Below are 25,066 nucleotides of genomic sequence, written 5' to 3' on the forward strand. Positions count from 1 at the left end.
ATAAAGTAAGCCTTTGTGACTCTAAGCTGAACGCACAAAATAACCAAGGGGCTTATTATGAGCACAACTGACGATTCTTTCTCTGTTACCCACGACCCGATTGATATTCAGCGGCCATCGCTCAAAGAGCGCTGGTGGCATATTATGGATACCTGGAAAATCGGGATTATTCCTCTGCCGCTGTTTGTTCTGGCGGGCGCGCTGATTGCCATTGATTGTCTGGGCGGAAAACTGCCAAGCGATATCGTGGTGATGGTGGCGACGCTGGCGTTCTTCGGCTTTGCCTGCGGTGAGTTTGGCAAACGCCTGCCGATTGTCGGTAAGCTCGGCGCGGCGGCAATTTGCGCCACCTTTATCCCTTCCGCGCTGGTCTATTACGGCCTGTTGCCGGATGTGGTGGTCGAGTCCACCACCAAGTTCTACAAATCCACCAACATTCTCTACCTCTACATCTGCTGCATCATTGTCGGCAGCATCATGAGCATGAACCGCACGGTGCTGATTCAGGGCTTCCTGCGCATCTTCTTCCCGATGCTGTGCGGCGAGATCGTCGGCATGCTGGTGGGGATGGGCGTGGGTCTGGCGCTGGGCCTTGAGCCATTCCAGATCTTCTTCTTTATCATTCTGCCGATTATGGCGGGCGGCGTGGGCGAAGGGGCAATCCCGCTCTCCATCGGCTATGCCACCCTGCTGCACATGGATCAGGGCGTGGCGCTCGGTCGCGTGCTGCCGATGGTGATGCTCGGCGGTCTGACCGCCATCATCATCTCCGGCTGTCTGAACCAGCTGGGCAAGCGTTATCCGCACCTGACCGGTGAAGGTCAGCTGATGCCGAACCGCGCGAATGCCGATGCCACCGTTTCTCAACCTGCGTTCTCCGGCAAAGCGGACGTCACCACCATCGCCTCCGGTGCGCTGCTGGCGGTGCTGCTCTACATGCTGGGCATGCTCGGCCATAAGCTGATTGGCCTGCCTGCGCCGGTTGGCATGCTGTTTATGGCGGTGCTGGTGAAGCTCTGCAACGGTGCCTCTCCGCGTCTGCTGGAAGGCTCTCAGGTGGTGTACAAATTCTTCCAGACCTCGGTGACCTATCCCATCCTCTTCGCGGTCGGTGTGGCGATCACCCCATGGCATGAACTGGTCGCGGCCTTCACGCTGACTAACCTGCTGGTGATTATCAGTACCGTCTCTTCGCTGGTGGCGACCGGCTTCTTCGTCGGCAAAAAGATTGGTATGCACCCGATTGATGTCGCCATCGTCTCCTGCTGCCAGAGCGGCCAGGGCGGCACCGGTGACGTGGCGATCCTGACCGCAGGCAACCGTATGAGCCTGATGCCCTTCGCCCAGATTGCTACCCGTATCGGCGGCGCGATTAACGTCTCTATCTCACTGCTGATTTTGGGCAACTTCCTCGTTTAAGTTTTCAGGAAAGAACAATGAAACTCGCAAGCTTTTTATACCAGGGAAAACGCAGCTACGGCATCGTCCAGGCCGAAGGTGTGATTGATTTAGGTCGCCGTCTCGGCGACCGCTACAGCGACCTCAAAGCGCTGCTGCAGGGTAACGGACTGGCGCAGGCCACCCGTTACCTGAACGATGCTGTGGACGTGCCGATGAGCGCCATCACCTTCTTACCGGTGATTGAGCAGCCGGAAAAAATCCTCTGTGTGGGCATGAACTACGCCGACAAGCGCAAGGAGTTTGACCAGCACAACCCGGCACCGACGCTGTTCGTGCGCTTCCCGGATTCTCAGACCGGCCACAACGAACCGGTGCTGAAGCCGCGCCACTCCAGCGAATTCGACTACGAAGGCGAGCTGGCGGTGATCATCGGCAAAGGCGGAGAGAATATCAGCCGCGACGAGGCGCTGCACCACGTGGCGGGCTACAGCTGCTACATGGACGGCTCCGCCCGTGACTGGCAGCACACCTGGTTCACTGCCGGTAAAAACTGGCGTCAGACCGGCGCGTTTGGCCCGTGGATGGCCACGGCCGATGAGATCCCGGACCCGCATCAGCTTGCGATCCGCACCTGGCTGAACGGCCGCATGGTGCAGGAAGACAACACCAGCAGCATGATCCACAAGGTTGCGGAGCTGATCGAGTACATCAGCACCTTTACTCGCTTAAGTCCGGGCGATGTGATCATCACCGGCTCCCCGGGCGGGGTGGGGAAAAAGCGTAATCCGCCGCTGTTTATGAAAGAGGGCGATCGCATTGAAGTGGAGATCGAGCATATCGGTCATCTGAGTAACGTGATTGTGGAAGCGCCAGCTACCGGGCTTGCGGCGGCACACTGAGAAAGGCGGCATGAACAGTCAACCCATCGATTTTCGCCACACGCTGGTGGCGAAACACCCGGAACGCTTAAGCCAGATCCGTTACCTGCTGGCAGACAGCGGCCTGGGCCTGGACAACGACATCACGCTGTTTGTCGAAGCCTGGTCCGGCGCGCAGCTGGTGGGTTGCGCCGGGCTGGCCGCCAACGTCATCAAGTGTGTGGCCGTGAATGAGCAGCTTCGTGGCGAGAACCTTAGCGCGCGCTTGCTGGCGGAGGTGCAGAATGCGGCGCTGGAGCGCGGACATTTTCACCTCTTCCTCTGCACGCGCCCGTGCAATAAGGCGCGTTTTGCCCGCAGCGGCTTCTGGCCCATTGCCCAGAGCGGCAACAACGCCGTGCTGATGGAGAACACTCCGCAGGGGATCGAGCGTTACTGCCGTTCCCTGGGCAGGATGCGCAAGGGCGGGGAGAAGACTGGCGCGATAGTGATGAACGCCAACCCGTTCACCCTAGGCCACCGTCATCTGGTGGAGCAGGCGGCGATGCAGTGTGACGCCCTGCACCTGTTTGTGGTGCGTGAAGATGCTTCGTTCTTTCCGTTCAGCGCGCGCCTCGCAATGGTGCGTGCGGGCGTCGCGCATCTGCCAAATGTGACCGTGCACGAAGGCTCGCAGTACATCATCTCCCGCGCCACCTTCCCGGCCTACTTCCTGAAAGAGACCGGCAAAGTGCAGCAGGCGTGGAGCGAAATCGACGTGCTGATCTTCCGGGACTTTATCGCACCGGCGCTGGGCATTACCCATCGTTTTATCGGCTCCGAGCCGTTTTGTGATATCACCCGTCAGTACAACCAGACGCTGCACGCCTTGCTGAGCCCGCAGATTGAGGTGGTGGAAATGCCGCGCATCAAGGCCACCGGCAACGCCATTTCGGCGTCGGAAGTGCGCCGCTTGCTCAAGACTCAGCAGTTTTCCCGGATCCGGGAGATTGTCCCGGACTCCACCTTCGCGCATCTCGAAGCACACTACCGTGCGAGTGCCGAAGTCGCTTAACTACCAGGAATTTATCATGAAAATTGTAAGGGAGGCGCTGGCCGGAACGCAGGAGTCCAGCGACCTGATGGTGAAAATTGCTCCCGCTCACGGCGAGCTGGAGATAGTCATCCACAGTGAAGTGATTAAGCAGTTTGGCGAGCAAATTCGCCAGGTGGTCAACGAGACATTGCGCGCCATGAACGTGCACCAGGGACTGATCATTATTGAAGACAAAGGGGCGCTGGACTGTGTGATCCGCGCCCGCCTGCAAAGTGCGCTTCTGCGTGCCGCCGATGAACAGGCTATCAACTGGGAGGCGCTGAAATGAGCAAACTCCGCCGCAGTATGTTGTTCCTGCCCGGCGCCAATGCCGCCATGCTTTCAACCGCGTTTATCTACCGTCCAGACTCCATCATGTTTGACCTTGAAGACGCCGTTGCCCTGCGCGAGAAAGACACCGCGCGAATGTTGGTGTTCCACGCCCTGCAGCACCCGATGTATCAGGACATCGAAACCGTGGTGCGCATTAACCCGCTGAGCACGCCGTTTGGCTTGCTGGATCTGGAAGCCGCCGTGCGCGCCGGCGTGGACGTGATCCGCCTGCCGAAAACCGACACCCCGGACGACATCTACGAACTGGAAGGCCACCTTGAGCGTATCGAGCAGGAGTGCGGGCGCGAGGTTGGTTCTACCCGCGTGATGGCGGCGATTGAATCGGCTATTGGCGTCATCAACGCCGTGGCGATTGCCCGCAGCTCGCCGCGCCTGATTGGTATTGCACTGGCGGCCTTTGACTACGTGATGGACATGCAGACCGAGCGCGGCGACGGCACCGAGCTGTTCTACGCCCGCTGCGCCGTGCTGCACGCCGCCCGCGCGGCAGGCATCGACGCCTTCGACGTGGTGTGGTCAGACGTTAACGATGAGGCCGGGTTCCTGCGCGAGGTCGATCTGATCCGCAAGATGGGCTTTAACGGCAAATCGCTGATCAACCCGCGCCAGATAGACCTGCTGCATAACGCCTATGCGCCAACCCAGGAAGAGGTGGATCACGCCCTGCGGGTGATTGAAGCGGCAGAAGAGGGCGAACGTAACGGCCTTGGCGTGGTGTCGCTCAACGGCAAGATGGTGGATGCACCGATTATTAACCACGCGCAGGTGGTGCTCGAACGCGCGGCGGCCTCCGGCGTGCGTCGGTAAGGATGACACAATGAACCAGACAGAACTTCTCCATGTGAATTTTCCCCATCTGCGGGCGTTAAAACCGTTTGATACCGCCCACAGCGCCACGCCGTGGCTGGCGGACAGCGACACGAAACACAGCCGCAAACTCTGCGCTTCCATTGAAGAGGCGGTTAAGCGTTGCGGCCTGCAGGACGGCATGACCATCTCCTTCCACCATGCGTTTCGCGAAGGCGACCGGGTGATCAACACTGTTGTGGCGCTGCTGGCGCGGATGGGCTTCAAAAACCTGACCCTGGCCTCCAGCTCGCTGATGACCTGCAACGATGCGCTGATCGAACATATTGAGAGCGGCGTCATCACCCGGATTTACACCTCCGGCATGCGCGGCAGGCTGGCGGAGGCCATCTCCCACGGGCTGATGGCCGAGCCGGTGCAAATTCACTCCCACGGCGGGCGCGTGAAGCTGCTGCAGGACGGTGAGCTGAACATTGACGTGGCGTTCCTCGGCGTACCGTGCAGCGATGAGTTTGGTAACGCCAACGGCACGCACGGCAAATCGTGCTGCGGCTCGCTGGGCTATGCGATGGTGGACGCCCATTTTGCCCGCAAGGTGGTGCTGCTGACGGAAGCGCTGGTGCCGTTCCCCAATATGCCCGCCAGCCTGGTGCAGGATCAGGTGGACTACATTGTGCAGGTGGAGAGCGTGGGCGATCCGGCGAAAATCAGCGTCGGCGCGGCGCGCGTCACCAGTAATCCGCGCGAGCTGATGATTGCCCGCTATGCGGCGGATGTGATTGAGCACTCCGGCTACTTCAAACCGGGCTTCTCGATGCAGACCGGCTCCGGCGCGGCGGCCACGGCCTGCACCCGCTTTATGGAAGAGAAGATGGAGCGCAGCGGCGTGAAGGCACGCTTTGCGCTGGGTGGCATCACCGGCAGCCTGGTGGATCTGCACGAGAAGGGGCTGATCGAAAAGCTGCTCGATACCCAGTGCTTTGACGGCCAGGCGGCGGCCTCGCTGGCGCGCAACCCGAACCACGTGGAGATCTCGACTAACGTCTACGCCAACCCCGGCAGTAAGGCGGCAAGCTGCGATCAGCTGGACGTGGTGATCCTCAGCGCGCTGGAGATTGACGTCGATTTCAACGTTAACGTCATTACCGGCTCCGACGGCGTGATGCGTGGCGCGTCCGGCGGGCACTGCGACGTGGCCGCCGCGGCGAACCTGACCATCGTCGTTGCGCCGCTGCTGCGTAGCCGCATTCCGACCGTGGTGAAGCGCGTTACCACACGCCTTACACCGGGGGAGAGCATCGACGTGCTGGTCACCGATCACGGCATTGCGGTTAACCCGGCGCGCCCGGAGATCCGCGAACGCCTCATGGAAGCAGGGCTGAAGGTTGTTGATATCAACGCCCTCTATGAGCGGGCAATTTCGCTGACAGGCGTACCGAAACCGATTGAGTTCACCGACAAAATTGTCGGGGTGATCCGCTACCGCGACGGCAGCGTGATCGACACCGTTCGACAGGTAAAGGAGTGAATATGACCATTGCGACACCCGTGCGGGCGGGTGTCAGCCTGGACGCGCTGCTGGCGGCGAAAGAGCGCCGCGCAGCCCGTCAGGCTGACTGGCTCACGCACTATCAACAACCGGTGATCTCCCTCACGCTGGTAACACCCGGGGAGATCAAAGACAGCCTGCGCTATCGCAATACTATGGGCGTGGCGTTACAGATGTGCGATCAGCTGCTGTGGGAAAACCGCTGGCAGGTGCTGGACCGTCAGGTGCTCTGGCTGCCGACCGGGCCCGAAGCGCTGTGGTGCGTGGCCCATCCTGCGGCAGAAATCAAAGCCCACTGTGCGGAGCTGGAGCAGACGCATCCGCTTGGCAGGCTGTGGGATCTGGATGTGATTTGCCCTGAAAACGGCCACGTTGGACGTCAGTCGCTGGGCTCACATCTCAGACGCTGCCTGATTTGCGATGAACCAGCCCACGCCTGTTCCCGTTCGCGCAAACATCCTCTGGAGCAGGTGGTGGCGCGCGTGGAGAAGATGATCGATGACTGGTTTGCTCGCGACTAAACCGCGCCCGCTTGACGTCCCCGCCCTTGCCGCAGAAGCGCTGTGGCAGGAGCTGGAACTGACACCCAAACCGGGGCTGGTGGACAGGCTCAACAACGGCTCCCATCGCGATATGGATCACGCGCTGTTTGTCCGCAGCATTATGGCGATTACGCCGTGGTTTTCGCGCTTTGCTGAGCTGGGTAACGCGCATGCCGATAAACCCGCTGGCGAACAGTTACGGATCCTCCGCCCGATGGGGATGGCCTGTGAGCAGGCGATGTATGCCGCGACGAACGGGGTGAACACGCACAAAGGGGGCATTTTTGCCCTGGGGTTACTGTGCTTTGCCGCCGGGCGTGTGAAAAATATCTCCGCAGAAAGCCTCTGTTGTGAGGTGAGTAACATCTGCAACGGGCTGGTTTCGCGAGAGCTGGCCACACGCAGCGGGCAGGCGACGGCGGGGGAGCGGCAGTTCCGGCAGTACGGCTTAACCGGCGCGCGCGGCGAGGCGGAGAGCGGTTTTGCGACGGTGCGTAAGGCGCTGGCGCAGTGGAACGGACATTCGCTTCATGGCCTGCTGTTGCGTCTGATGGCAATCAATCAGGACAGCAATCTGGTGTCGCGCGGCGGCATTGAGGGGCTGGGCTATGTTCAGGGCTATGCGCGGGAACTGCTGGCTGACGGCTGGGATAATGAAGCGTTGCGTAGAATGAATAACGCATTGATTGAACGCAACCTGAGCCCGGGCGGCAGCGCGGATTTGCTGTCGGTGGGGTGGGTGCTGTCTGCATTAAAATAGCCCGGTAAGCGAAGCCGCCACCGGGCACAACAACTAATGCGCGATTGGCTGTGTACCGTGCGCTGCGCGAACATGCTTGTACTTGAACAGCACGATAAACGCGAAGAACAGCACCAGCGAGTATGCGGCGAAGATAAGCCACACTGGCTGCCAGTCGGTAATGCCGTTGGTGGTATACATCTCAACCACTTTACCGCTCACCACACCGCCCAGGATACAGCCGAAGCCGTTGGTCATCATCAGGAACATACCCTGTGCGCTGGCGCGGATTTCAGGTTTCACCTCTTTTTCCACAAACACCGAACCAGAGATGTTGAAGAAGTCGAAGGCGCAGCCGTAAACAATCATCGACAGAACCAGCAGCACGGTACCGAACGGGCTTGGGTCGCCGTAGGCGAACAGGCCGAAGCGCAACATCCACGCCGCAATACTGATCAGCATGACGTTCTTGATGCCGTAGCGGCTCAGGAAGAACGGGATGGTCAGGATGAACAGCGTCTCAGAGATCTGCGAGATGGACATCATCACGGAGGCGTGTTCAACGATAAAGCTGCCAGAGAACAGCGGGTTATTATCGAAGCTGTGCAGGAAGGTGTTGCCGAACATGTTGGTGATCTGCAGTTCCGCGCCCAGCAGCATGGAGAAGATAAAGAAGATCGCCATGCGTTTGTTTTTAAACAGCGCGAAAGCGTCCAGGCCGAGCATGGTGCTCCAGCTCTGGTTTTTTTGCTGGTTAGATACCGGAATATGCGGCAGCGTCATCGTGAACAGCGCCAGCACCACGGAGAGCGCCGCACCGATGTAGAGCTGCATATGGCTCAGTTCGAAGCCCGCGAAGCTCACGCCCCACATCGCCATAATAAAACCGATGGTGCCCCAGATACGGATTGGCGGGAAATCGGTCACGATATCCATATCCGCAGATTTCAGGCGGTAGTAGGAGATGGTGTTGATCAGGCCAAGCGTTGGCATATAGGCCAGCGAGTTAAGCAGGATCACCATAAACATCGCCCCCGGCGTGGTGACCTGGGCTGCCATAAACAGCGTTCCCGCGCCCACCAGGTGGCAAAGCATGTACAACCATTTCGCACTCAGCCATTTATCCGCCACGATCCCCAGCAGCGTTGGCATAAAGACCGCCGCGATACCCAGCGAGCTGTAGACGGCACCGATTGACGCACCATCGAACTTGAGCGTCACAAACATATAGGAGCCGAGTGTAGTCAGCCAGCTACCCCACAGGCAGAACTGCAGAAACGACAATATTTTAAGCTGCAGCTTAAGGTTCATGTTACTTTCCTCACAAGTGAGCGGGAGATATGTTGTTATAGGAACATTCAGGGTTGTTATTTGATGCAATTCTATCAGTTGGCAACGATATGTTTTGTTACCTCCCGCAAAAAAATGCAATCCACATTAATTTGCAGTTTGGATTGTGATGCAAATAACATTTTCGTATGGATGGGGTGAGATGGGTGCGGCCTGATGCCCTCACCCTGGCCCTCTCCCACAGGGAGAGGGTGAGGGATGATTTTCTAGCGGCGACGATAGTTCTTCTGCGCCGTGTTCACTTTATACAGATAGCGACGGGATTCCGCAGACGGGTGGCGGGTGGTGAGCGTGGAATAAACATCTCCCGGTGCCATGCTGTTGATGATGTTTGCGGCCTGCACTTTGTCATTGGAGAAGACGCGCAGCACGCTGCCGGCACCGCCGTTGTAGGCGGTAATGACCGCATAGCGACGCGACGTTGGGTTATCAATCCCGCCCAGATAGACATTGTTGAGCATCGCCAGATAGGCGGTGCCGGTATCAATGTTGCTCTGCGGATCGAACAGATAGCTGCGGCTCGGCGTGCCCGATTTCCCCTGTGCGCGGAACACGTCTTTACCGGCGCTGTGCTGGACAACCTGCATCAGCCCCAGCGCGTCGGAACGGCTCACGGCGTACGGGTTAAAGGACGATTCGGTCTGCATGATCGCCAGGATCAGCGACTCATCCACGCCATATTTACGTGACGCCTGACGCACCATGCCCAGATACTTATGTGCACGCTTGTCGAGGTGGTTCGGCACCAGGTTAATCGTGACGCTATAAATCACTTTCAGGCCGTTGGTGCGGTTTTTCAGACGCGTTTGCAGCAGATAGTCGGCAAATTTCGTGGCGCGGCCTTCCCAGCGGATAGGCTGACCGGTCTGGTCCACGACCTGACCGTACAGGAACGGCTCTTTAGAAATGGTAATGTCGTCGGCGTCGGAGTAGAGATCGATAGAACCCGGATCGTCGCCCATCAGCAGGGTTTTGATAATGGCCTGCCGTAAATGCGCCGCAGGATCAGTCCCCGCGATGGTTTCAACCGTGATCGTACCGTCATCGAAGTTGATGTGGCTACGGGTCTGGTAGGCGTCGGTGTACTTAACGTAGTCCTTAGGTCCGGCGATAAGAACTTCGTTAAATCCCCATATGTTCTCGATGTTGTGGGCAAACTGCCCCATCAAAATATCAAAACCGTTGGTGTCCTTAATCCAGGCTTCGTTGTATTCATCGCCTTTTTTGGATGAACACGAGACAAGCAACGGCGCAACAAGGGCTAGCGCTAAAATTTTTTTCATCATTCCGGGAGTGCGTGTTGTGTTTGCTTTAACGGCGGGGTTTCCCCCGCGCGCTGTTATTTTTCCGGCGGCGTATAGCCTTCGATGTGCACGTCTTTACCTTCGAACAGGAAGCTCACCATCTCCTGCTCCAGCAGCTTGCGGTGTTCCGGGTTCATCATGCTGAGCTTTTTCTCGTTAATCAGCATGGTCTGCTTTTTCTGCCACTGTCCCCAGGCTTCTTTGGAGATCTCGTTATAAATGCGCTTACCCAGTTCGCCCGGGTAAAGCTGGAAGTCCTGGCCTTCAGCGTCGCGCTGCAGGAAAGTACAAAAAATGGTTCTGGCCATACTTATTCCTCTTTTTTAACCGATGCTAAACCATTGCACCGGCACGTAATTGTTGTAACAGGCGCTCCACGGGAGCCGCCAGTCCGACTGATGGCGGTTGCGCTAAGTTATACCAGAGAGCGGTGCCTTCATCCATGCACGAGGCGAGGGAGGACACGGGAAGCCACATCGGCACTATATCCAGATGGAAATGGCTGAAAGTGTGGCGAAACGCGGTCTGCTGCGTCAGGTTATCGGCAGCAATGCCGCGCTGTTTAAGCCAGGCCCGCAGCGTGGCTTCATCTTCAAACTGTGGGAAGCAGTATAGACCACCCCACAGGCCGCTCGGTGGGCGCTGCGCCAGGAAGACCTCGTCACCGTGCTGCATCAGCAGCATGTAGCCCGTGCGCTCCGGCAGCGTCTGCTTCGGCTTTTTACCGGGATACTGCGCCCAGGAATGGTTTGCGTACGCCACGCACAGGTTATTGAGCGGGCAGAGCTCGCATTTTGGTTTCGAGCGCGTGCAGACCATCGCACCGAGATCCATCATCGCCTGGTTAAACCGCTCCACGCCCTTTGCCGGGGTTACCGCTTCGCTGATCTCCCACAGCCGCTTTTCGACCTCTTTTTTCCCCGGCCAGCCGTCAACCGCATAGCAACGTGCCAGCACGCGCTTCACGTTACCGTCAAGGATCGGGAAATGCTTGCCGAGGGACAGTGAGAGGATGGCACCCGCGGTGGATCGTCCGACACCGGGTAAATCCGCCACCTCGTCGAAGGTTTCCGGGAATTGGCCGTTGTGGCGGGTCGCAACCTGCTGTGCGGCTTTGTGCAGATTGCGCGCGCGGGCGTAGTAACCAAGCCCCGTCCACAGGTGCAGCACCTCGTCTAACGGTGCGTTGGCCAGATCGGTCACCGTGGGAAAGCGCGCCATAAAACGCTCAAAGTAAGGGATCACCGTGGCAACCTGCGTTTGTTGCAACATCACTTCGGAGAGCCATACTTTGTAAGGCGTTTTTTCAATTTGCCAGGGCAGGGTTTTACGCCCGTATTTGTCGTACCAGTCCAGCACCTGGGCTGAAAATTGAGAGGCTTGCATGGTCATCGATTCGTATAATCAGGGACGCCGATTGCAGCACAGCGTCAATCTGCTGTAAACCGGATCTTTCCCATGCTTGCATAGAAGCCTTAACTTTGGATAATGCCCGTTTCCCGAACATTCTCACAAGCAGACAACTCTTTTATGAAAAACGACGTCATTTCACCGGAATTTGATGAAAACGGTCGCCCGCTGCGCCGTATTCGCAGCTTTGTCCGCCGTCAGGGTCGCCTGACAAAAGGGCAGCAACACGCGCTGGACAACTACTGGCCGGTGATGGGCGTTGAGTTCAGCGAGCAGCCGCTCGACTTTGCCGACCTGTTCGGTCGCGATGCGCCCGTGACCCTGGAGATCGGCTTTGGTATGGGTACCTCACTGGTGACCATGGCGAAAGCCCGCCCGGAGCAGAACTTCCTCGGCATTGAAGTGCATTCCCCGGGCGTTGGCGCGTGTCTGGCCACGGCCCATGAAGAGGGGGTAGAGAACCTGCGCGTGATGTGTCATGACGCGGTCGAAGTGCTGCACAAAATGATTCCTGACAATTCTTTGAACATGGTTCAGCTCTTTTTCCCTGACCCGTGGCACAAAGCACGTCATAATAAGCGCCGTATCGTTCAGGCGCCGTTTGCTGAGCTGGTAAAAAGTAAGCTGAAACTGGGCGGTGTCTTCCATATGGCGACCGACTGGGAACCTTATGCGGAACATATGCTGGAAGTGATGTCGTCTCTGGACGGGTATAAAAACCAGTCAGAGAGCAACGATTATGTACCGCGTCCGGAATCGCGTCCGGTAACAAAATTTGAACAGCGTGGCCATCGTCTTGGTCACGGCGTATGGGACTTAATGTTCGAGAGGGTGAAATAATGGCAAAGAATCGTAGCCGTCGTCTGCGTAAAAAGATGCACATCGAAGAATTCCAGGAAGTGGGCTTCTCCGTTGCCTGGCGTTTCCCGGAAGGCACCAGCGTTGAGCAGATCGATCAGGACGTTGATGCGTTCATCAACGAGGTGATCGAGCCAAACAAGCTGGCCTTCGACGGTAGCGGCTATCTGGCGTGGGAAGGTCTTATCTGCACCCAGGAAGTGGGTAAATGCACCGAAGAACATCAGGCACTGGTACGCAAATGGCTTGAAGACCACAAACTGGAAGATGTCCGCGTCAGCGAACTTTTCGACGTTTGGTGGGACTAATAAAGAAGTCAGGGGCCAGCTAATGCTGGCCCATTTTGTCTGAGGGAGTGTTAAAAATGCGCAAAACGTTGCTGGCTGTTGCCTTAATGGCAACCGGATTCACCGCCCATGCGGAGTATAAATGTAGCGTCACCCCGCGTGATGACGTGGTGTTAAGCCCGCAAACCGTGCAGGTTAAAGGCGAGAACGGCAATCTGGTCATCACGCCGCAGGGTGATGTCACGTTCAATGGCAAACAGTACAACCTGACTGCCGCGCAGCGTGAGCAGGCGAGAGACTATCAGGCCGATTTGCGTACCGCGCTGCCGTGGATTGACGAAGGCGCCCTGACCCGCGTTGAGAAAGGCCGCGTCGCACTGGACAAGATCATTACCAAAGAGGTGGGTGAGAGCAGCAACATGCGCACCCGCCTGACGAAGCTCGACAAACAGCTGAAAGAGCAGATGAACCGAATTATCGAGCATCGTACCGACGGCCTGACGTTCCACTACAAAGCGATCGATCAGGTGCGTGCTGACGGCCAGCAGCTGGTGAATCAGGCCATGGGCGGTATCCTGCAGGACAGCATTAACGAGATGGGCGCCAAAGCGGTACTGAAAGGCGGCGGTAACCCGCTGCAGGGCGTGCTGGGTAGCCTGGGCGGTCTGCAGACCTCGATTCAGAACGAGTGGAAGAATCAGGAAGCCGATTTCCAGCAGTTCGGTAAAGACGTGTGTAAACGCGTGGTGTCGCTGGAAGATAGCCGTAAGGCGCTGGTGGGGACGCTGAAGTAATTAATTTCCCCCCTCACCCTAACCCTCTCCCCAAAGGGGCGAGGGGATGGTTTGCTCCCTCTCCCTTTCAGGGAGAGGGCCGGGGTGAGGGTAGCATTTACAGGGTTTCCCGTATTTTTTCTAATACCGCCTCTTCGTTGTTCCAGAGTTCGTTATTCCAGAATCGAATGACATGCCAGCCTTTCCCTCAGCCGGCAGAACGGGATGCAAAATTCTGAATCAGCCTTCAGATTCTTCGGCGAGGAACAACTCGAGAAGGGAGTTTAAGAACAGTTTGCCGTGCTCGGTGATCTGCCAGTATTCCTCACATTCCGTGAGATACCCCTGCGCCAGCGCCTCATCTATTTGTGGGCGAATCACGGCTTCCGGCAACCCGGTATAAAGGGCAAACTCTTTACGCGGTGCGGCTTCCAGCAGGCGGAAGCGGTTCATAAAGAACTCAAACGGCTTATCCACCGCCTCGACATCGTGCTGACGTTCAAGATAACGACCTTCCATATACCCGCGCGGATGGCGCGTCTTAGCCGTACGCAGAATTCGCCCGTCAGGGAAAGTGACTTTACCGTGCGCGCCGCAGCCAATGCCCAGATAGTCGCCAAAGCGCCAGTAGTTCAGGTTGTGCTGGCACTGGTAGCCCGGCTTCGCATAGGCCGACGTTTCGTACTGCTGATAGCCTGCGGCGGTCAACAACTGATGGCCCTGCTCAAAGATATCCCACAGCGCATCGTCATCCGGCAGCACCGGCGGACGAGAGCCAAACAGCGTATTGGGCTCGATGGTCAGCTGATACCACGAAAGATGCGGCGGGTTCAGGGCAATCGCCTGACGCAAATCGTCCAGCGCCTCTTCCAGCGACTGATCCGGCAGGCCGTGCATCAGATCGAGGTTAAAACTGCGCAGACCCAGCCCAGTAGCCAGCTTTGCCGCCCGCTTCGCCTCTTCCGGGCCGTGAATACGCCCCAGTCGTTTTAACTTCGGCTCGCTAAAGCTCTGCACGCCGATGGAAATCCGGTTCACGCCCGCCCGCTGATACTCGACAAAACGGTCGGCCTCAACGGTACCGGGGTTGGCTTCCATCGTAATTTCAGCATCCGCTGCCAGATTCAGGCGCGCACGCACGCCGTCCAGCAGCGTCTGCATCGCCGGGCCTGATAGCAGGCTCGGCGTACCGCCACCAATAAAAATGGTCTTAACTTCACGTCCCTGCGCGTAAGGTACATCGGCATCCAGGTCGGCCAGCAGATGCGCAACGTAATCATCGTGCGGCACTTCACCTTTCAGCGCGTGCGAGTTGAAATCGCAGTACGGGCATTTCTGCACGCACCACGGGATGTGAATATAAAGACTCAGGGGTGGCAAATTAGCCATTACGCAGCGCTTCCAGTAACAGTTTCAGGGCGCGTCCACGGTGGGAAATCGCGCTTTTCTCTTCGCGGGTCAGTTCCGCGGCGGTTTTGCCCTCAGTCGGGACAAAGAAGATGGGGTCGTAGCCAAAGCCGCCGTTACCGGCTGCTTCACGGGTAATCACCCCCGGCCAGCTGCCGTGGCAGACGACAGGCGTAGGGTCTTCCGCGTGACGCATATAGACCAGCACGCAGTGGAACTGCGCGGTACGCTGTTCGTCTGGCACATCCTTCAGGGCAACAAGCAGCTTTTCCAGATTCTGCTGGTCGGTGGCGTCCACGCCTGAATAGCGGGCAGAGTAAATGCCCGGAGCACCGCCCAGAAAATCAACCGCCAGGCCGGAATCATCGGCAATCGCGGGCAGGCCGGTCACCTGCGCGGCATGGCGTGCTTTCAGGATCGCGTTTTCGATAAACGTCAGGCCGGTCTCTTCGGCGGACTCCACGCCAAGCTCGGTCTGCGCCACTACATCCAGGCCAAAATCATTTAATAGCGAGGCCAGCTCGCGCACTTTACCGGCGTTGCCGGTAGCGAGAACAACTTTCTGCATCGTTTTATCCTGTTAAATCAGAGCCGCGACTTCCGTCGGGATGGATTGCGGATTAAGGATTTTTACCTGTTTATGCCGCCCAAGTTCACCCTTTTCTATGATGACCTGGCTTTTGGCAACGCGAAACTGTTTTGCCAGATATTTGGTCAGATGCGCATTCGCCTGGCCATCTACCGGTGGGGCGGTGATGGCGACTTTTAACTCGTCGCCATGCAGTCCAACAATACTGTCACGGCTGGCTTTCGGCTGAATATACAGCCGTAAAACCAGCCCATCAGCGCAGGTGCTTACGGCACTCATAGCGCCATCCACAGCCCCGGCAGCAGCATATCGCCCGTGGACTGTAACAGCTCGGCAATGCCCATATTGACGACATACAGCAGCAGAACCAGGATCATCGGGGAAAAGTCGATGCCGCCCATTGACGGGAGCAGGTTACGAATGGGACGCAGCAGCGGTTCGGCCAGCTGAATCAAGGCATATTCCACCGGGCTACGGCCCTGGCTGACCCAACTCATGATGGCCATGACCAGCAGCACCCAGAAGATCAGCAGACCGATGGTTTTAATCAGGATCAGGACGGCAGCAATCCAGATGATCGGCTGGAAGGTGATGACCATAAACAGCACAATCGCTTTGATAACGCTCAGAATAAACGCCACCAGCAGAGATGCGCTGTCAATGGGGCCCATCGCCGGAATAATACGGCGCAGCGGCCCCACAACAGGTTGGGTGATTTTCACGACAAACTGCGAGAACGGGTTGTAAAAATCACAGCGGGCCCACTGCATCCAGACGCGCAGCAAAAGCGCCATCGTATACAGCTCAATGACCGTTGAGAGCAGGAAAGTCAACGTCTTCATGGCGTTCCTCAGGTTTCCTTATTATTGGGTGTAGTCGCGCGCACCGAAAATTGCCGTGCCGATGCGCACCATAGTGCTGCCTGCCGCGATGGCGGCTTCCATATCATCCGACATGCCCAGAGAAAGCGTGTCTACCGTTTCATAGCGCGCTTTAAGCGCCTCAAATGCTACAGCCATTTGCTGTGCCACGGCAAACTGCCTTTCATAACTTGACTCAGGCGCCGGGATGGCCATCAAACCGCGCAGGGTTAAGCGCGGCAGGGCCGCCACTTCGGCTGCCAGAGCCTCCAGCTCATTCAGCGCAATACCGGATTTACTGTTTTCATCGCTGATATTGATCTGAATGAGTACGTTGAGCGCTGGCATCTCTGCCGGGCGCTGATCGTTCAGACGGGTGGCAATCCGCAGACGGTCGATGGTATGGCACCAGTCAAAGTGCTCTGCCACCAGACGGCTTTTATTCGACTGCAGTGGGCCAATAAAGTGCCATTGCAGGCCGGTATTCCCCTGCTCCTGGAAATAGCGAATTTTATCCACGCCTTCCTGCACGTAGTTCTCACCAAATGCACGCTGGCCTGCATCAATCGCTTCTGCGATGGCGCTCGCAGGCTTGGTTTTGCTCACTGCAAGTAACGTAATTTCTTCTGAAGCACGGCCGCAACGTGTTGCTGCGGCTGAGATTTTGTCCCGGACCTGTGCCAGGTTATGCGCAATGTCGTTCATTTTCCGAGGAGTAATATATGGATGTGGAAGAAATTGTGGCCCTTAGTGTAAAGCATAATGTCTCCGATCTACACCTGTGCAGTGATTCGCCACCGCGCTGGCGCAGAGCAGGCCGCCTTGAACCGGCTCCCTTTCCCTCTCCCGATGTGGATGCGTTACTGAAAACGTGGCTCAACGATGAGCAGCAGGGGACATGGTGGGCAAGCGGGCAGGTAGATTTTGCTGTGACCCTTGCGGGAAACCAGCGCCTGCGCGCAAGCGCCTTTAAACAGATGAAGGGCAACTCCATCACGCTGCGCCTGTTACCCCGGGTCTGCCCGCAGCTCTCCGCCCTGGGCGCTCCCCAGGCTATCCCGGAACTCCTGTCCCACGACAGCGGGCTGATACTGGTGACAGGCGCAACCGGCAGCGGCAAATCCACAACCCTTGCGGCAATGGTGGATTTTCTTAATCACCAGACGGATGGGCATATTCTGACGCTCGAAGATCCGGTGGAGTTTGTCTATCAGAGCGAACGTTGTCTGATTCAGCAGCGGGAGATCGGCCTGCACAGTCCCTCATTTGCCGAGGCGCTGCGCAGTGCGTTGCGTGAAGACCCCGATGTCATCCTGCTGGGAGAACTGCGCGACAGCGAAACGATCCGCCTGGCGCTGACCGCCGCTGAAACCGGGCATCTGGTGCTGGCGACGCTGCACACCCGCGGCGCCTCGCAGGCGATTGAACGGCTGGTCGATACGTTCCCGGCGCAGGAGAAAGACCCGGTGCGTAATCAGCTGGCCGGCAGCCTGCGGGCGGTGCTGGCGCAGAGGCTACTCCCCGACCTGCAGGGTGGGCGCGTCGCGCTGTATGAGCTGCTGGTGAATACGCCAGCGGCAGCGAACCTTATCCGCGAAGGTAAAACGTGGCAGTTGCCCGGTATTATTCAAACCGGTCAGCAGGCGGGGATGCAGAATTTTGATCGGAGCCTGGCAGAGCGACGGGCGCAGGGGCGGTTGTAGGCCCCTACGCTCAGTAACCCTGTTCGAAATAGCTTTCGAGGATGATGACGGCGGAAGCCGAATCGACGCTGCCTTTGTTGAGTGCGCGGAAGCCCCCGTGCTCAAAAAGGCCGGCACGCGCTTCGACGGTACTCAATCGTTCGTCGTGGAGCTTCACGGAGACGCCAAAGCGACCGTGGATTTTATTAGCAAATTTACGCGCTCTGGCGGTAAGTGGCTGTTCAGTGCCGTCCATGTTGAGCGGTAAACCGACAATCACGTCGTCCGGCTGCCACTCTTTAAGCAGACGCTCAATAAGGTTCCAGTCCGGTGTGCCGTCGTTCGCCTTAAGGGCCGTGAGCGGACGGGCGGTGCCGGTAATACGCTGGCCGACGGCGACGCCAATGCTTTTCGTGCCAAAATCGAAGGCCAGAAGTGTTCCGCTCATCAGGCGTGCCCCGCAACGCCAGGCATGGTCAGAATATCAATGCCAATCAGTTTCGCCGCATCACGCCAGCGGTCGGCGATAGGGGTTTTGAACAGGATATTCATGTCAGCAGGGGCGGTGAGCCAGGCGTTATCCAGGATCTCCTGTTCAAGCTGGCCCTTCTCCCAGGAGGCGTAACCCAGTGCCACCAGCACTTCAGAAGGCTGCTCTGCGGTGCCCAGCGTTTCCAGCACATCGCGGGAGGTGGTGATCACCGTGTTGTCAGAGATACGAATACTGGAAGAGAAAATGGGCGGCGTATGCAGGATAAAACCGCGATCCTCTGCAAGAGGGCCACCCAGCATCACCGGTTTATCAAGACGGATTTCCGGCAGGCGTGCTTCAGCTGTAATTTTCAGCTTTTCCAGAATCCCTTCAACCTGCAGGTTCTCCAGCGGCTTGTTGATGATAATACCCATCGCGCCGTCTTCATTGTATTCACAAATATAAACCACGGAGCGGCGGAAAATCGGATCCTGGAGAGCAGGCATGGCAATAAGAAAGTGATGCTGTAAATTCATTGTCAGAGGTACTGTTTCCTGGTTTAAAAAGCGACAGCCCCAGTATGCGGACAAACCGGGGTGCTGTCACTAATAGTATTGGTAAGTTATTTCTGGAGACGTTTTTCGATGGCGTCCATCAGCATTCCGGTGATCGAGACCGGGAATTCCGCTTCAATTTCACGAATGCAGGTCGGGCTGGTGACGTTAACTTCGGTCAGACGATCGCCAATGATATCCAGGCCAACAAAGATCAGACCTTTGGCTTTCAGCGTTGGGCCGACGCGGCGGGCAATTTCCCAGTCACTTTCGGTTAACGGACGCGGTTCGCCACGGCCACCGGCCGCCAGATTACCACGGGTTTCGCCCCCCTGCGGGATACGTGCCAGGCAGTAAGGCACGGGTTCGCCATCCACGATCAGGACGCGTTTATCGCCGTCTTTAATCGCGGGCAGATAGTTCTGTGCCATGCAGTAACGCGTACCCAGTTCGGTCAGCGTTTCGGCAATCACGCCAATATTCGGGTCGCCTTCTTTTACGCGGAAAATCGACGCGCCGCCCATGCCGTCCAGCGGTTTCATGATGATATCGCCGTGTTTCTGCCAGAATTCCTTCAACTGGGCTTTGCTGCGGGTCACCAGCGTTTCCGGCGTCAGATCGGAGAACCAGGCGGTGTAGAGCTTCTCGTTGCAGTCGCGCAGGCTCTGCGGTTTATTGACGATAAGCGTCCCTTTTTCTTCTGCGCGCTCGAGGATATAGGTGCAGTAGATGTATTCGGTGTCGAACGGAGGATCTTTACGCATCAGGATGACGTTGAGATCGGCGAGCGCAATATCCTGCTCGCTGCCGAATTCGTACCATTTGTCGTAATTTTGCTCGACGTTAACGATGCGGGTGCGTGCGCGGGCTTCACCGTTGATCAGATAAAGATCGTTCATCTCCATATAGTGGAGCTCATAGCCGCGACGCTGCGCTTCCAGCAGCATGGCGAAGCTGGAATCTTTCTTGATGTTAATGTTTGCGATGGGGTCCATCACGATGCCGAGCTTGATCATGTTCTTCTCCGTTAATGGGTCAACCCAGATCGCCAAACCGCACCTGTAGCGCGGTGATGGCTGTGAGTGCCGTTGTCTCAGTGCGCAGAACGCGAGGTCCCAACAGAATATCAGTAAACTGGTAACGCGCCGTCATGGCAATTTCATCTGCCGACAGGCCGCCTTCCGGGCCAATCAGCAGGCGTACACGTTCAACGGGCAGCGCCAGCGTATTGATACTGGCGCTGGCGCGCGGATGGAGATTGAGCTTCAGCCCGCTCTCCTCTTCTGCACACCAGTCTTCGAGATCCATCGCCGGGCGGATCTCCGGAATACGGTTGCGGCCACTCTGTTCACAGGCAGCAATGGCAATTTTCTGCCACTGCTGGATCTTCTTGTTCAGACGTTCCGCATCCAGTTTAACGCCGCAGCGCTCAGAAAAAAGTGGCGTAATGAGGCTTACACCCAGTTCAATGGATTTCTGAATGGTGAACTCCATCTTTTCCCCGCGCGACATCACCTGGCCCAGATGAATGTGCAGCGGCGATTCACGGTCATCGACTTCGCCGCGCAGCACATTGACGTGCACGCTTTTTTTATCCGCCCGCGTAATTTCCGCGTCGAAAACCTGGTTGGAGCCGTCGAACAGCTGAATCGCCTGGCCTGCCCCCATGCGCAGCACGCGGCCAACGTGATTGGCGGCATCGTCAGACAGGGCGATTTCGCGGCCAGCGGTAATCAGTTCAGGGTGATAGATGCGAGGAATACGCATAGTCAAAAATTCCATGTGTCATGCTGTGTAAGCGAATTGCCGCTAGTGTAGGTTAGCTCTTTTGCGCCTGGCAAGCCCGCTGGACGTAAGGGTTATGATTCCCCTGGACCCTGGCGATGCGTTCGTCGCGCTGACATTCCCACTCGGTGACCGGGTATTGTTTATTCCAGGCGTTAAACAGTTGGGTTTGCTGGCGGGAAAGGTTGAGGTTGTAACGATCGCGCATATAGAAGTACGTGCGGGCAATGCTGCCGCGTGCCCGGGCAGGGGGCTCGGCGACTTTCTCTTTAAAATCCACCTTCATTCCGCACTGGCCGTACTGGCCTTCGCCACCGTTCCACTGGCTGTACATAAAATTGCCGCGGTCGCCATTCACTTCACCCACAGCGGGCTGCAGGTTGTGCATATCGCTTTCCATTTGACGATAGACCGGATCTTTGGCGCAGTTTTTACGTCCGCCATCCTGCCAGCACTGGCGCTGATGGCCAAACTGCCATGCCGGAACCACATGTTCCCACTCGATGCGGCTGGCGCGGTTTTCGTTTTTACGCACCTTATAGCCGCAGGATTCAAGGTCAACGACCCCTTTTTTACCCTGCCAGTTAATTTTGCAGCCACAGTAGAAGTCGCCCGGCACGTCAGCGTTGACCTTCACGCCTGCCGCTTTGGCCTGGGAAAAACTGTTGATACCGTCGGCCAGAGCCTGGCCGGAGAGGGCCGTTGTCAGAAAGGCAACCGCGAGAGAGAAATTACGGGACATCTTACACTCCGTGTCAAAACGAGCCCGCAACGTAGCGAAAGTTGTTCCTGTATGCAATCAGCCAGATCAGGAAAGTTCCTGAAAGTTCAGTTGGTTATTCTGCGACCAGTGGCTCGCCGCACTTCACGCAGCGGTAGGTTGCCTCGCCGCGTACCACACGATTATGGCGACGAACGGTGAGCTGATGCTGCTGGCACTGGCAGCGGTAGGGGAAGGTATTACGGCGTACCGATTCCAGTTCGAACTGATGAGTACGGCGTGCCGGAACGCCGAGCACCGACTCCATCATCCATTTCCACTCTTTGCCGTGCGGAGCCACGCGGCCGAAGTGTTTCCATACCAGAAGGTGTGCCAGTTCGTGCGGCACCACTTCCTCAATAAACGCCTGCTGGTTTTCCATCATCAGTACCGGGTTCAGGCGGATCTCATAGGATTCCAGCCAGGCGGTACCCGCCGCGGTTCCTCGCTGCTGGTAGACGAGTTTTGGTTCCGGATAATTACGGCCGAGCTTCTGGTTGGCCTGGGCGAGTTTTTCCCGCAGGCTGCGCATAACGGCTTGCTGAATGGCGATGGGGAGACGGGGTGCTTTCATGGGGCAGAGCATAAAGCGCGAAGCGGGGAGGCGCAAGAGGCGCCTCCCGCAAGAGGATTAGTCGTGTGCGCCGATTTCGCGCAGCGGACGACCTTTCATCAGGTTACGTTCAATGTGTTCCAGTGAAACGTGTTTGGTTTCAGGAACCAGCCAGACGGTGAGAACAATAAAGAACAGGTTCAGACCGGCGTAGACCCAGAAGGTGTTCGCATTGCCCAGCGTGTTGAGCATGGTCAGGAACGTGGCACCGACGATCATATTGGCAATCCAGTTGGTCGCGGTAGAGCAGGTGATACCGAAATCACGTCCTTTCAGCGGCTGGATTTCAGAGCACAGCACCCAAATCAGCGGGCCGGCACTCATTGCAAACCCGACGATAAACATCAGCAGCATACCTACCGCCAGGTACTGCGCGGTTGGGGAGTGAATGCCCATGTGCATCATCGTACCGAGGATCCCCATACCGGCGGCCATCACGAGGAAGCCCAGGGTCAGCGTTGGCTTACGTCCCCAGCGGTCGACCAGACCGATGGCGATGAAGGTCGCCAGCACGTTGGTCAGCCCCACGATCACGGTGCCCCACATCTGCTCGGTGGTATTGGTATACCCCGCCAGCTCAAAGATTTTTGGCGCGTAATACATGATGACGTTCATCCCGGTGAACTGTTGCATCACCTGCAGCAGCACGCCGAGGAAGACCGCCCGACGGAAGTTGCTGTTCTCTTTGAACAGCGCCCAGCCAGACTGTTTCACCTTCAGGCTTTCGCGGATCTCTTCCAGCTCGTTTTTAGCTTCCGCACTGGTATCACGCAGACGCAGCAGCACGCGTTCGGCATCGACGAAACGGCGCTTGGCGGCAAACCAGCGCGGGCTGTCCGGCAGAAAGAAGACGCCAATCAGCAGCAGAATGGCCGGAATGATGATCACGCCCAGCATCCAGCGCCATGCGCCGCTGTAGCTAAAGGCGGTATCGGACAGGTAAGCGCCCAAAATCCCGATGGTGATCATCAGCTGGTACATCGAAATCATACTGCCGCGGATTTTCTCCGGCGCGATTTCTGACAGGTAAAGCGGCGCGGTATAAGACGCGACGCCTACGGCCAGACCCAACAGCACACGGGACAGGATAAGTACTTCAACGTTAGGGGCGGCGGCAGAGAAGAGGGAACCGGCGACGAAAAGGATCGCGCCAATCATCAGGCTCTTTTTACGTCCCAGTTTGAAAGAGAGCCAGCCGCTGCCGACGGCCCCGACGGCCGCACCGAACATCATGGAGCTGACCACCCATTCCTGGGTATGTGCGTTAATCTGGAATTCGTCTGCGATAAAGGGAAGGGCGCCGGCAATCACGCCGATATCCAGGCCAAAGAGTAATCCTGCCAGGGCGGCAAGGAAGCAGACGAAGAATGTCATCGCCTTGTTGGACGTACGCCCCTGTTTATTATTGTCAGGCATTATGCCCTCCAGTTGGGTTATCAGTTTTATTGATGTTAAGGGTAGGTGAGCGACCCGTAAAAATATGTGAGATAAATCACATAGGTGTAATCGGTTACACTGGTGTGTAACTGTAAATATTAATAAAGCTTTGAAAATATAGAGGTAAATGAGGTGATGCGCATCGCGTTTGCATGAATTTCAGACTTAACTGAAAGGAAATGTAACAGCAGAAGAAAGCCGATCATGCAAAGAGATTTTTCTGAAAGCGGGGTATAGAGAGTGAGGTGTAAACGGTTCCAGGCATTGCCGCCACCCGACATAAAAAAGGCCAGCACAAAGGCTGGCCTGTTTAAGCTGCGGGTGGTCGATTACTTCAGACCGGCAGCTTCACGCAGCAGAGCGGCTTTGTCGGTTTTTTCCCATGGGAAATGTTCGCGACCAAAGTGACCGTATGCAGCGGTTTCTTTGTAGATTGGGTGCAGCAGATCCAGCATCTGAATCAGGCCGTATGGACGCAGGTCGAAGAACTCGCGCACCAGCAGGGTCAGCTGTTCTGAAGGCACTTTTTCAGTACCGAAGGTTTCAACCATGATGGAGGTGGGTTCCGCCACGCCGATTGCGTAGGAAACCTGGATCTCACAGCGGTCAGCCAGGCCTGCAGCAACAATGTTTTTCGCCACATAGCGTGCAGCGTAGGCAGCAGAACGGTCCACTTTTGATGGATCTTTACCGGAGAATGCACCGCCACCGTGACGTGCCATGCCGCCGTAGGTATCAACGATGATTTTACGACCGGTCAGACCGCAGTCACCCATTGGGCCGCCAATTACAAAGCGTCCGGTTGGGTTGATGAAGTATTTGGTTGCGCTGCTCAGCCATTCGGTTGGCAGAACAGGCTTGATGATCTCTTCCATCACTGCTTCCTGCAGGGATTTCTGATCGATATCTTCGGCATGCTGGGTAGACAGAACTACCGCGTCAATGCCGACGATTTTGCCGTCGTCGTACTGGAAGGTCACCTGGCTTTTCGCATCCGGGCGCAGCCATGGCAGCGTGCCGTTTTTACGCACTTCAGCCTGGCGCTGCACCAGACGGTGCGCGTAGGTCACCGGGGCTGGCATCAGCACGTCGGTTTCGTTGGTTGCATAACCGAACATCAGGCCCTGGTCGCCCGCGCCCTGTTCCAGCGGATCGGCACGGTCAACGCCCTGGTTGATGTCCGGAGACTGTTTGCCAATCGCGCTCAGGACCGCGCAGGAATTGGCATCAAAGCCCATATCAGAATGGACATAACCGATTTCACGTACCGTGTTACGGGTGATCTCTTCGATATCAACCCATGCGCTGGTGGTGATCTCACCGCCAACCAGAACCATGCCGGTTTTGACATAGGTTTCACACGCTACGCGCGCTTTCGGATCCTGAGTCAGGATCGCATCCAGCACCGCATCGGAGATTTGGTCAGCAATTTTATCAGGATGTCCTTCTGATACGGACTCGGACGTAAACAGGTGTTTTGCCATGTTTTATTTCACCTAAGAGGAATTTGGTTAGCTCAAGCTGCTGTGTGGAATAGCCAAAGGAGATAATTCTACCAAGGCCGCAGGTTTTTGACACTG

29 protein-coding genes and 1 pseudogene are annotated in these 25,066 nt (G+C 57.0%); 12 read left to right on the forward strand and 18 right to left on the reverse strand.

What is annotated here, in order from left to right:
- Window positions 1–57: 57 nt before the first annotated feature.
- The 8 genes from NQ842_RS04925 to citG are packed head-to-tail and all read left to right on the forward strand — an operon-like array spanning window position 58 to window position 7,366.
- Window positions 58–1,419 carry a 2-hydroxycarboxylate transporter family protein gene (locus NQ842_RS04925; protein ID WP_013098685.1) on the forward strand — a complete coding sequence of 454 codons (1,362 nt, stop codon included), beginning with the start codon at window positions 58–60 and terminating at the stop codon, window positions 1,417–1,419.
- A gap of 17 nt (window positions 1,420–1,436) precedes the next feature.
- On the forward strand, window positions 1,437–2,300 hold the full coding sequence (locus tag NQ842_RS04930) for a fumarylacetoacetate hydrolase family protein (RefSeq protein WP_014833237.1): 864 nt from the start codon (window positions 1,437–1,439) through the stop codon (window positions 2,298–2,300).
- Between the two features lie 10 nt (window positions 2,301–2,310).
- Entirely contained in the window at window positions 2,311–3,333 is a 1,023-nt protein-coding gene (gene citC / locus NQ842_RS04935) for a [citrate (pro-3S)-lyase] ligase (RefSeq protein WP_046888619.1), read from the forward strand.
- Between the two features lie 16 nt (window positions 3,334–3,349).
- A complete protein-coding gene (citD, locus tag NQ842_RS04940) occupies window positions 3,350–3,643 on the forward strand; it encodes a citrate lyase acyl carrier protein (RefSeq protein ID WP_050860606.1) in 294 nt (97 codons plus the stop codon).
- The gene (citE, locus tag NQ842_RS04945; RefSeq protein WP_013098681.1) at window positions 3,640–4,515 is read left to right on the forward strand and encodes a citrate (pro-3S)-lyase subunit beta; all 876 of its coding nucleotides are present in this window, start codon (window positions 3,640–3,642) and stop codon (window positions 4,513–4,515) included. The genes citD and citE overlap by 4 nt, the downstream gene beginning before the upstream one ends.
- Before the next feature lie 10 nt (window positions 4,516–4,525).
- On the forward strand, window positions 4,526–6,043 hold the full coding sequence (gene citF / locus NQ842_RS04950) for a citrate lyase subunit alpha (protein ID WP_196372785.1): 1,518 nt from the start codon (window positions 4,526–4,528) through the stop codon (window positions 6,041–6,043).
- A gap of 2 nt (window positions 6,044–6,045) precedes the next feature.
- Window positions 6,046–6,585: a citrate lyase holo-[acyl-carrier protein] synthase gene (gene citX, locus NQ842_RS04955; protein ID WP_083020669.1), complete on the forward strand. Its 540-nt coding sequence runs from the start codon at window positions 6,046–6,048 to the stop codon at window positions 6,583–6,585.
- Window positions 6,563–7,366, forward strand: coding sequence for a triphosphoribosyl-dephospho-CoA synthase CitG (gene citG / locus NQ842_RS04960; protein ID WP_257256580.1), 804 nt, complete (start codon window positions 6,563–6,565; stop codon window positions 7,364–7,366). Before citX ends, citG begins: the two co-directional genes overlap by 23 nt.
- Window positions 7,367–7,399: 33 nt before the next feature.
- Here the strand turns inward: citG and NQ842_RS04965 are convergent, their stop codons facing one another.
- From NQ842_RS04965 to mutY, 4 genes are all read right to left on the reverse strand, one after another.
- Window positions 7,400–8,656 (reverse strand): nucleoside permease, encoded by a 1,257-nt coding sequence (locus NQ842_RS04965; protein WP_050860610.1) that lies wholly within the window; start codon window positions 8,654–8,656, stop codon window positions 7,400–7,402.
- Between the two features lie 245 nt (window positions 8,657–8,901).
- Window positions 8,902–9,978: a membrane-bound lytic murein transglycosylase MltC gene (mltC, locus tag NQ842_RS04970; RefSeq protein ID WP_257256908.1), complete on the reverse strand. Its 1,077-nt coding sequence runs from the start codon at window positions 9,976–9,978 to the stop codon at window positions 8,902–8,904.
- A 56-nt stretch (window positions 9,979–10,034) separates the two neighbouring features.
- Window positions 10,035–10,307 (reverse strand): oxidative damage protection protein, encoded by a 273-nt coding sequence (locus NQ842_RS04975; RefSeq protein WP_008499765.1) that lies wholly within the window; start codon window positions 10,305–10,307, stop codon window positions 10,035–10,037.
- 25 nt (window positions 10,308–10,332) lie between these two features.
- Window positions 10,333–11,391 (reverse strand): A/G-specific adenine glycosylase, encoded by a 1,059-nt coding sequence (gene mutY, locus NQ842_RS04980; protein ID WP_063427377.1) that lies wholly within the window; start codon window positions 11,389–11,391, stop codon window positions 10,333–10,335.
- 138 nt (window positions 11,392–11,529) lie between these two features.
- Between mutY and trmB the strand changes: the two genes are divergently transcribed.
- The 3 genes from trmB to NQ842_RS04995 are packed head-to-tail and all read left to right on the forward strand — an operon-like array spanning window position 11,530 to window position 13,348.
- A complete protein-coding gene (gene trmB / locus NQ842_RS04985; RefSeq protein ID WP_020689542.1) occupies window positions 11,530–12,249 on the forward strand; it encodes a tRNA (guanosine(46)-N7)-methyltransferase TrmB in 720 nt (239 codons plus the stop codon).
- Complete coding sequence (locus NQ842_RS04990; protein WP_003862421.1) at window positions 12,249–12,575, forward strand: YggL family protein; 327 nt, start codon at window positions 12,249–12,251, stop codon at window positions 12,573–12,575. The genes trmB and NQ842_RS04990 overlap by 1 nt, the downstream gene beginning before the upstream one ends.
- Before the next feature lie 56 nt (window positions 12,576–12,631).
- A complete protein-coding gene (locus NQ842_RS04995; protein ID WP_014833228.1) occupies window positions 12,632–13,348 on the forward strand; it encodes a DUF2884 domain-containing protein in 717 nt (238 codons plus the stop codon).
- 97 nt (window positions 13,349–13,445) lie between these two features.
- On the opposite strand, the pseudogene NQ842_RS05000 reads toward NQ842_RS04995, so the two are convergent.
- The 6 genes and pseudogenes from NQ842_RS05000 to NQ842_RS05025 form a co-directional block, all read right to left on the reverse strand.
- Window positions 13,446–13,532: pseudogene (locus tag NQ842_RS05000) on the reverse strand (DUF559 domain-containing protein); the annotation flags it as partial.
- 35 nt (window positions 13,533–13,567) lie between these two features.
- The gene (gene hemW, locus NQ842_RS05005; RefSeq protein WP_014833227.1) at window positions 13,568–14,716 is read right to left on the reverse strand and encodes a radical SAM family heme chaperone HemW; all 1,149 of its coding nucleotides are present in this window, start codon (window positions 14,714–14,716) and stop codon (window positions 13,568–13,570) included.
- Window positions 14,709–15,302, reverse strand: a complete 594-nt coding sequence (locus NQ842_RS05010) for an XTP/dITP diphosphatase (protein WP_013098669.1) — start codon at window positions 15,300–15,302, stop codon at window positions 14,709–14,711. The genes hemW and NQ842_RS05010 overlap by 8 nt, the downstream gene beginning before the upstream one ends.
- Before the next feature lie 12 nt (window positions 15,303–15,314).
- Complete coding sequence (gene yggU / locus NQ842_RS05015; RefSeq protein ID WP_083020673.1) at window positions 15,315–15,602, reverse strand: DUF167 family protein YggU; 288 nt, start codon at window positions 15,600–15,602, stop codon at window positions 15,315–15,317.
- Entirely contained in the window at window positions 15,599–16,165 is a 567-nt protein-coding gene (locus NQ842_RS05020) for a YggT family protein (protein WP_013098667.1), read from the reverse strand. The genes yggU and NQ842_RS05020 overlap by 4 nt, the downstream gene beginning before the upstream one ends.
- A gap of 21 nt (window positions 16,166–16,186) precedes the next feature.
- A complete protein-coding gene (locus NQ842_RS05025) occupies window positions 16,187–16,888 on the reverse strand; it encodes a YggS family pyridoxal phosphate-dependent enzyme (protein ID WP_014833225.1) in 702 nt (233 codons plus the stop codon).
- Between the two features lie 17 nt (window positions 16,889–16,905).
- Here NQ842_RS05025 and NQ842_RS05030 point away from each other — a divergent pair, with 17 nt between their 5' ends.
- Entirely contained in the window at window positions 16,906–17,886 is a 981-nt protein-coding gene (locus NQ842_RS05030) for a type IV pilus twitching motility protein PilT (RefSeq protein WP_014833224.1), read from the forward strand.
- Window positions 17,887–17,896: 10 nt separating this feature from the next.
- On the opposite strand, the gene ruvX is transcribed toward NQ842_RS05030, so the two are convergent.
- The 8 genes from ruvX to metK form a co-directional block, all read right to left on the reverse strand.
- Complete coding sequence (gene ruvX / locus NQ842_RS05035) at window positions 17,897–18,313, reverse strand: Holliday junction resolvase RuvX (RefSeq protein WP_006811925.1); 417 nt, start codon at window positions 18,311–18,313, stop codon at window positions 17,897–17,899.
- Window positions 18,313–18,873, reverse strand: a complete 561-nt coding sequence (locus NQ842_RS05040; protein ID WP_013098664.1) for a YqgE/AlgH family protein — start codon at window positions 18,871–18,873, stop codon at window positions 18,313–18,315. The genes ruvX and NQ842_RS05040 overlap by 1 nt, the downstream gene beginning before the upstream one ends.
- A gap of 86 nt (window positions 18,874–18,959) precedes the next feature.
- Complete coding sequence (gene gshB / locus NQ842_RS05045; RefSeq protein WP_046888609.1) at window positions 18,960–19,907, reverse strand: glutathione synthase; 948 nt, start codon at window positions 19,905–19,907, stop codon at window positions 18,960–18,962.
- A gap of 19 nt (window positions 19,908–19,926) precedes the next feature.
- Window positions 19,927–20,658, reverse strand: a complete 732-nt coding sequence (gene rsmE / locus NQ842_RS05050; RefSeq protein ID WP_257256581.1) for a 16S rRNA (uracil(1498)-N(3))-methyltransferase — start codon at window positions 20,656–20,658, stop codon at window positions 19,927–19,929.
- 52 nt (window positions 20,659–20,710) lie between these two features.
- A complete protein-coding gene (gene endA / locus NQ842_RS05055; protein WP_014833221.1) occupies window positions 20,711–21,418 on the reverse strand; it encodes a deoxyribonuclease I in 708 nt (235 codons plus the stop codon).
- 94 nt (window positions 21,419–21,512) lie between these two features.
- A complete protein-coding gene (locus tag NQ842_RS05060) occupies window positions 21,513–22,010 on the reverse strand; it encodes a SprT family zinc-dependent metalloprotease (RefSeq protein ID WP_046888678.1) in 498 nt (165 codons plus the stop codon).
- Between the two features lie 57 nt (window positions 22,011–22,067).
- The gene (gene galP / locus NQ842_RS05065) at window positions 22,068–23,465 is read right to left on the reverse strand and encodes a galactose/proton symporter (RefSeq protein WP_014833219.1); all 1,398 of its coding nucleotides are present in this window, start codon (window positions 23,463–23,465) and stop codon (window positions 22,068–22,070) included.
- Between the two features lie 350 nt (window positions 23,466–23,815).
- Window positions 23,816–24,970, reverse strand: a complete 1,155-nt coding sequence (gene metK / locus NQ842_RS05070) for a methionine adenosyltransferase (RefSeq protein WP_013098658.1) — start codon at window positions 24,968–24,970, stop codon at window positions 23,816–23,818.
- Window positions 24,971–25,066 lie beyond the last annotated feature (96 nt).

This window comes from Enterobacter cloacae complex sp. R_G8, from assembly GCF_024599795.1.
GTDB classification, from domain to species: Bacteria; Pseudomonadota; Gammaproteobacteria; order Enterobacterales; family Enterobacteriaceae; genus Enterobacter; species Enterobacter dissolvens.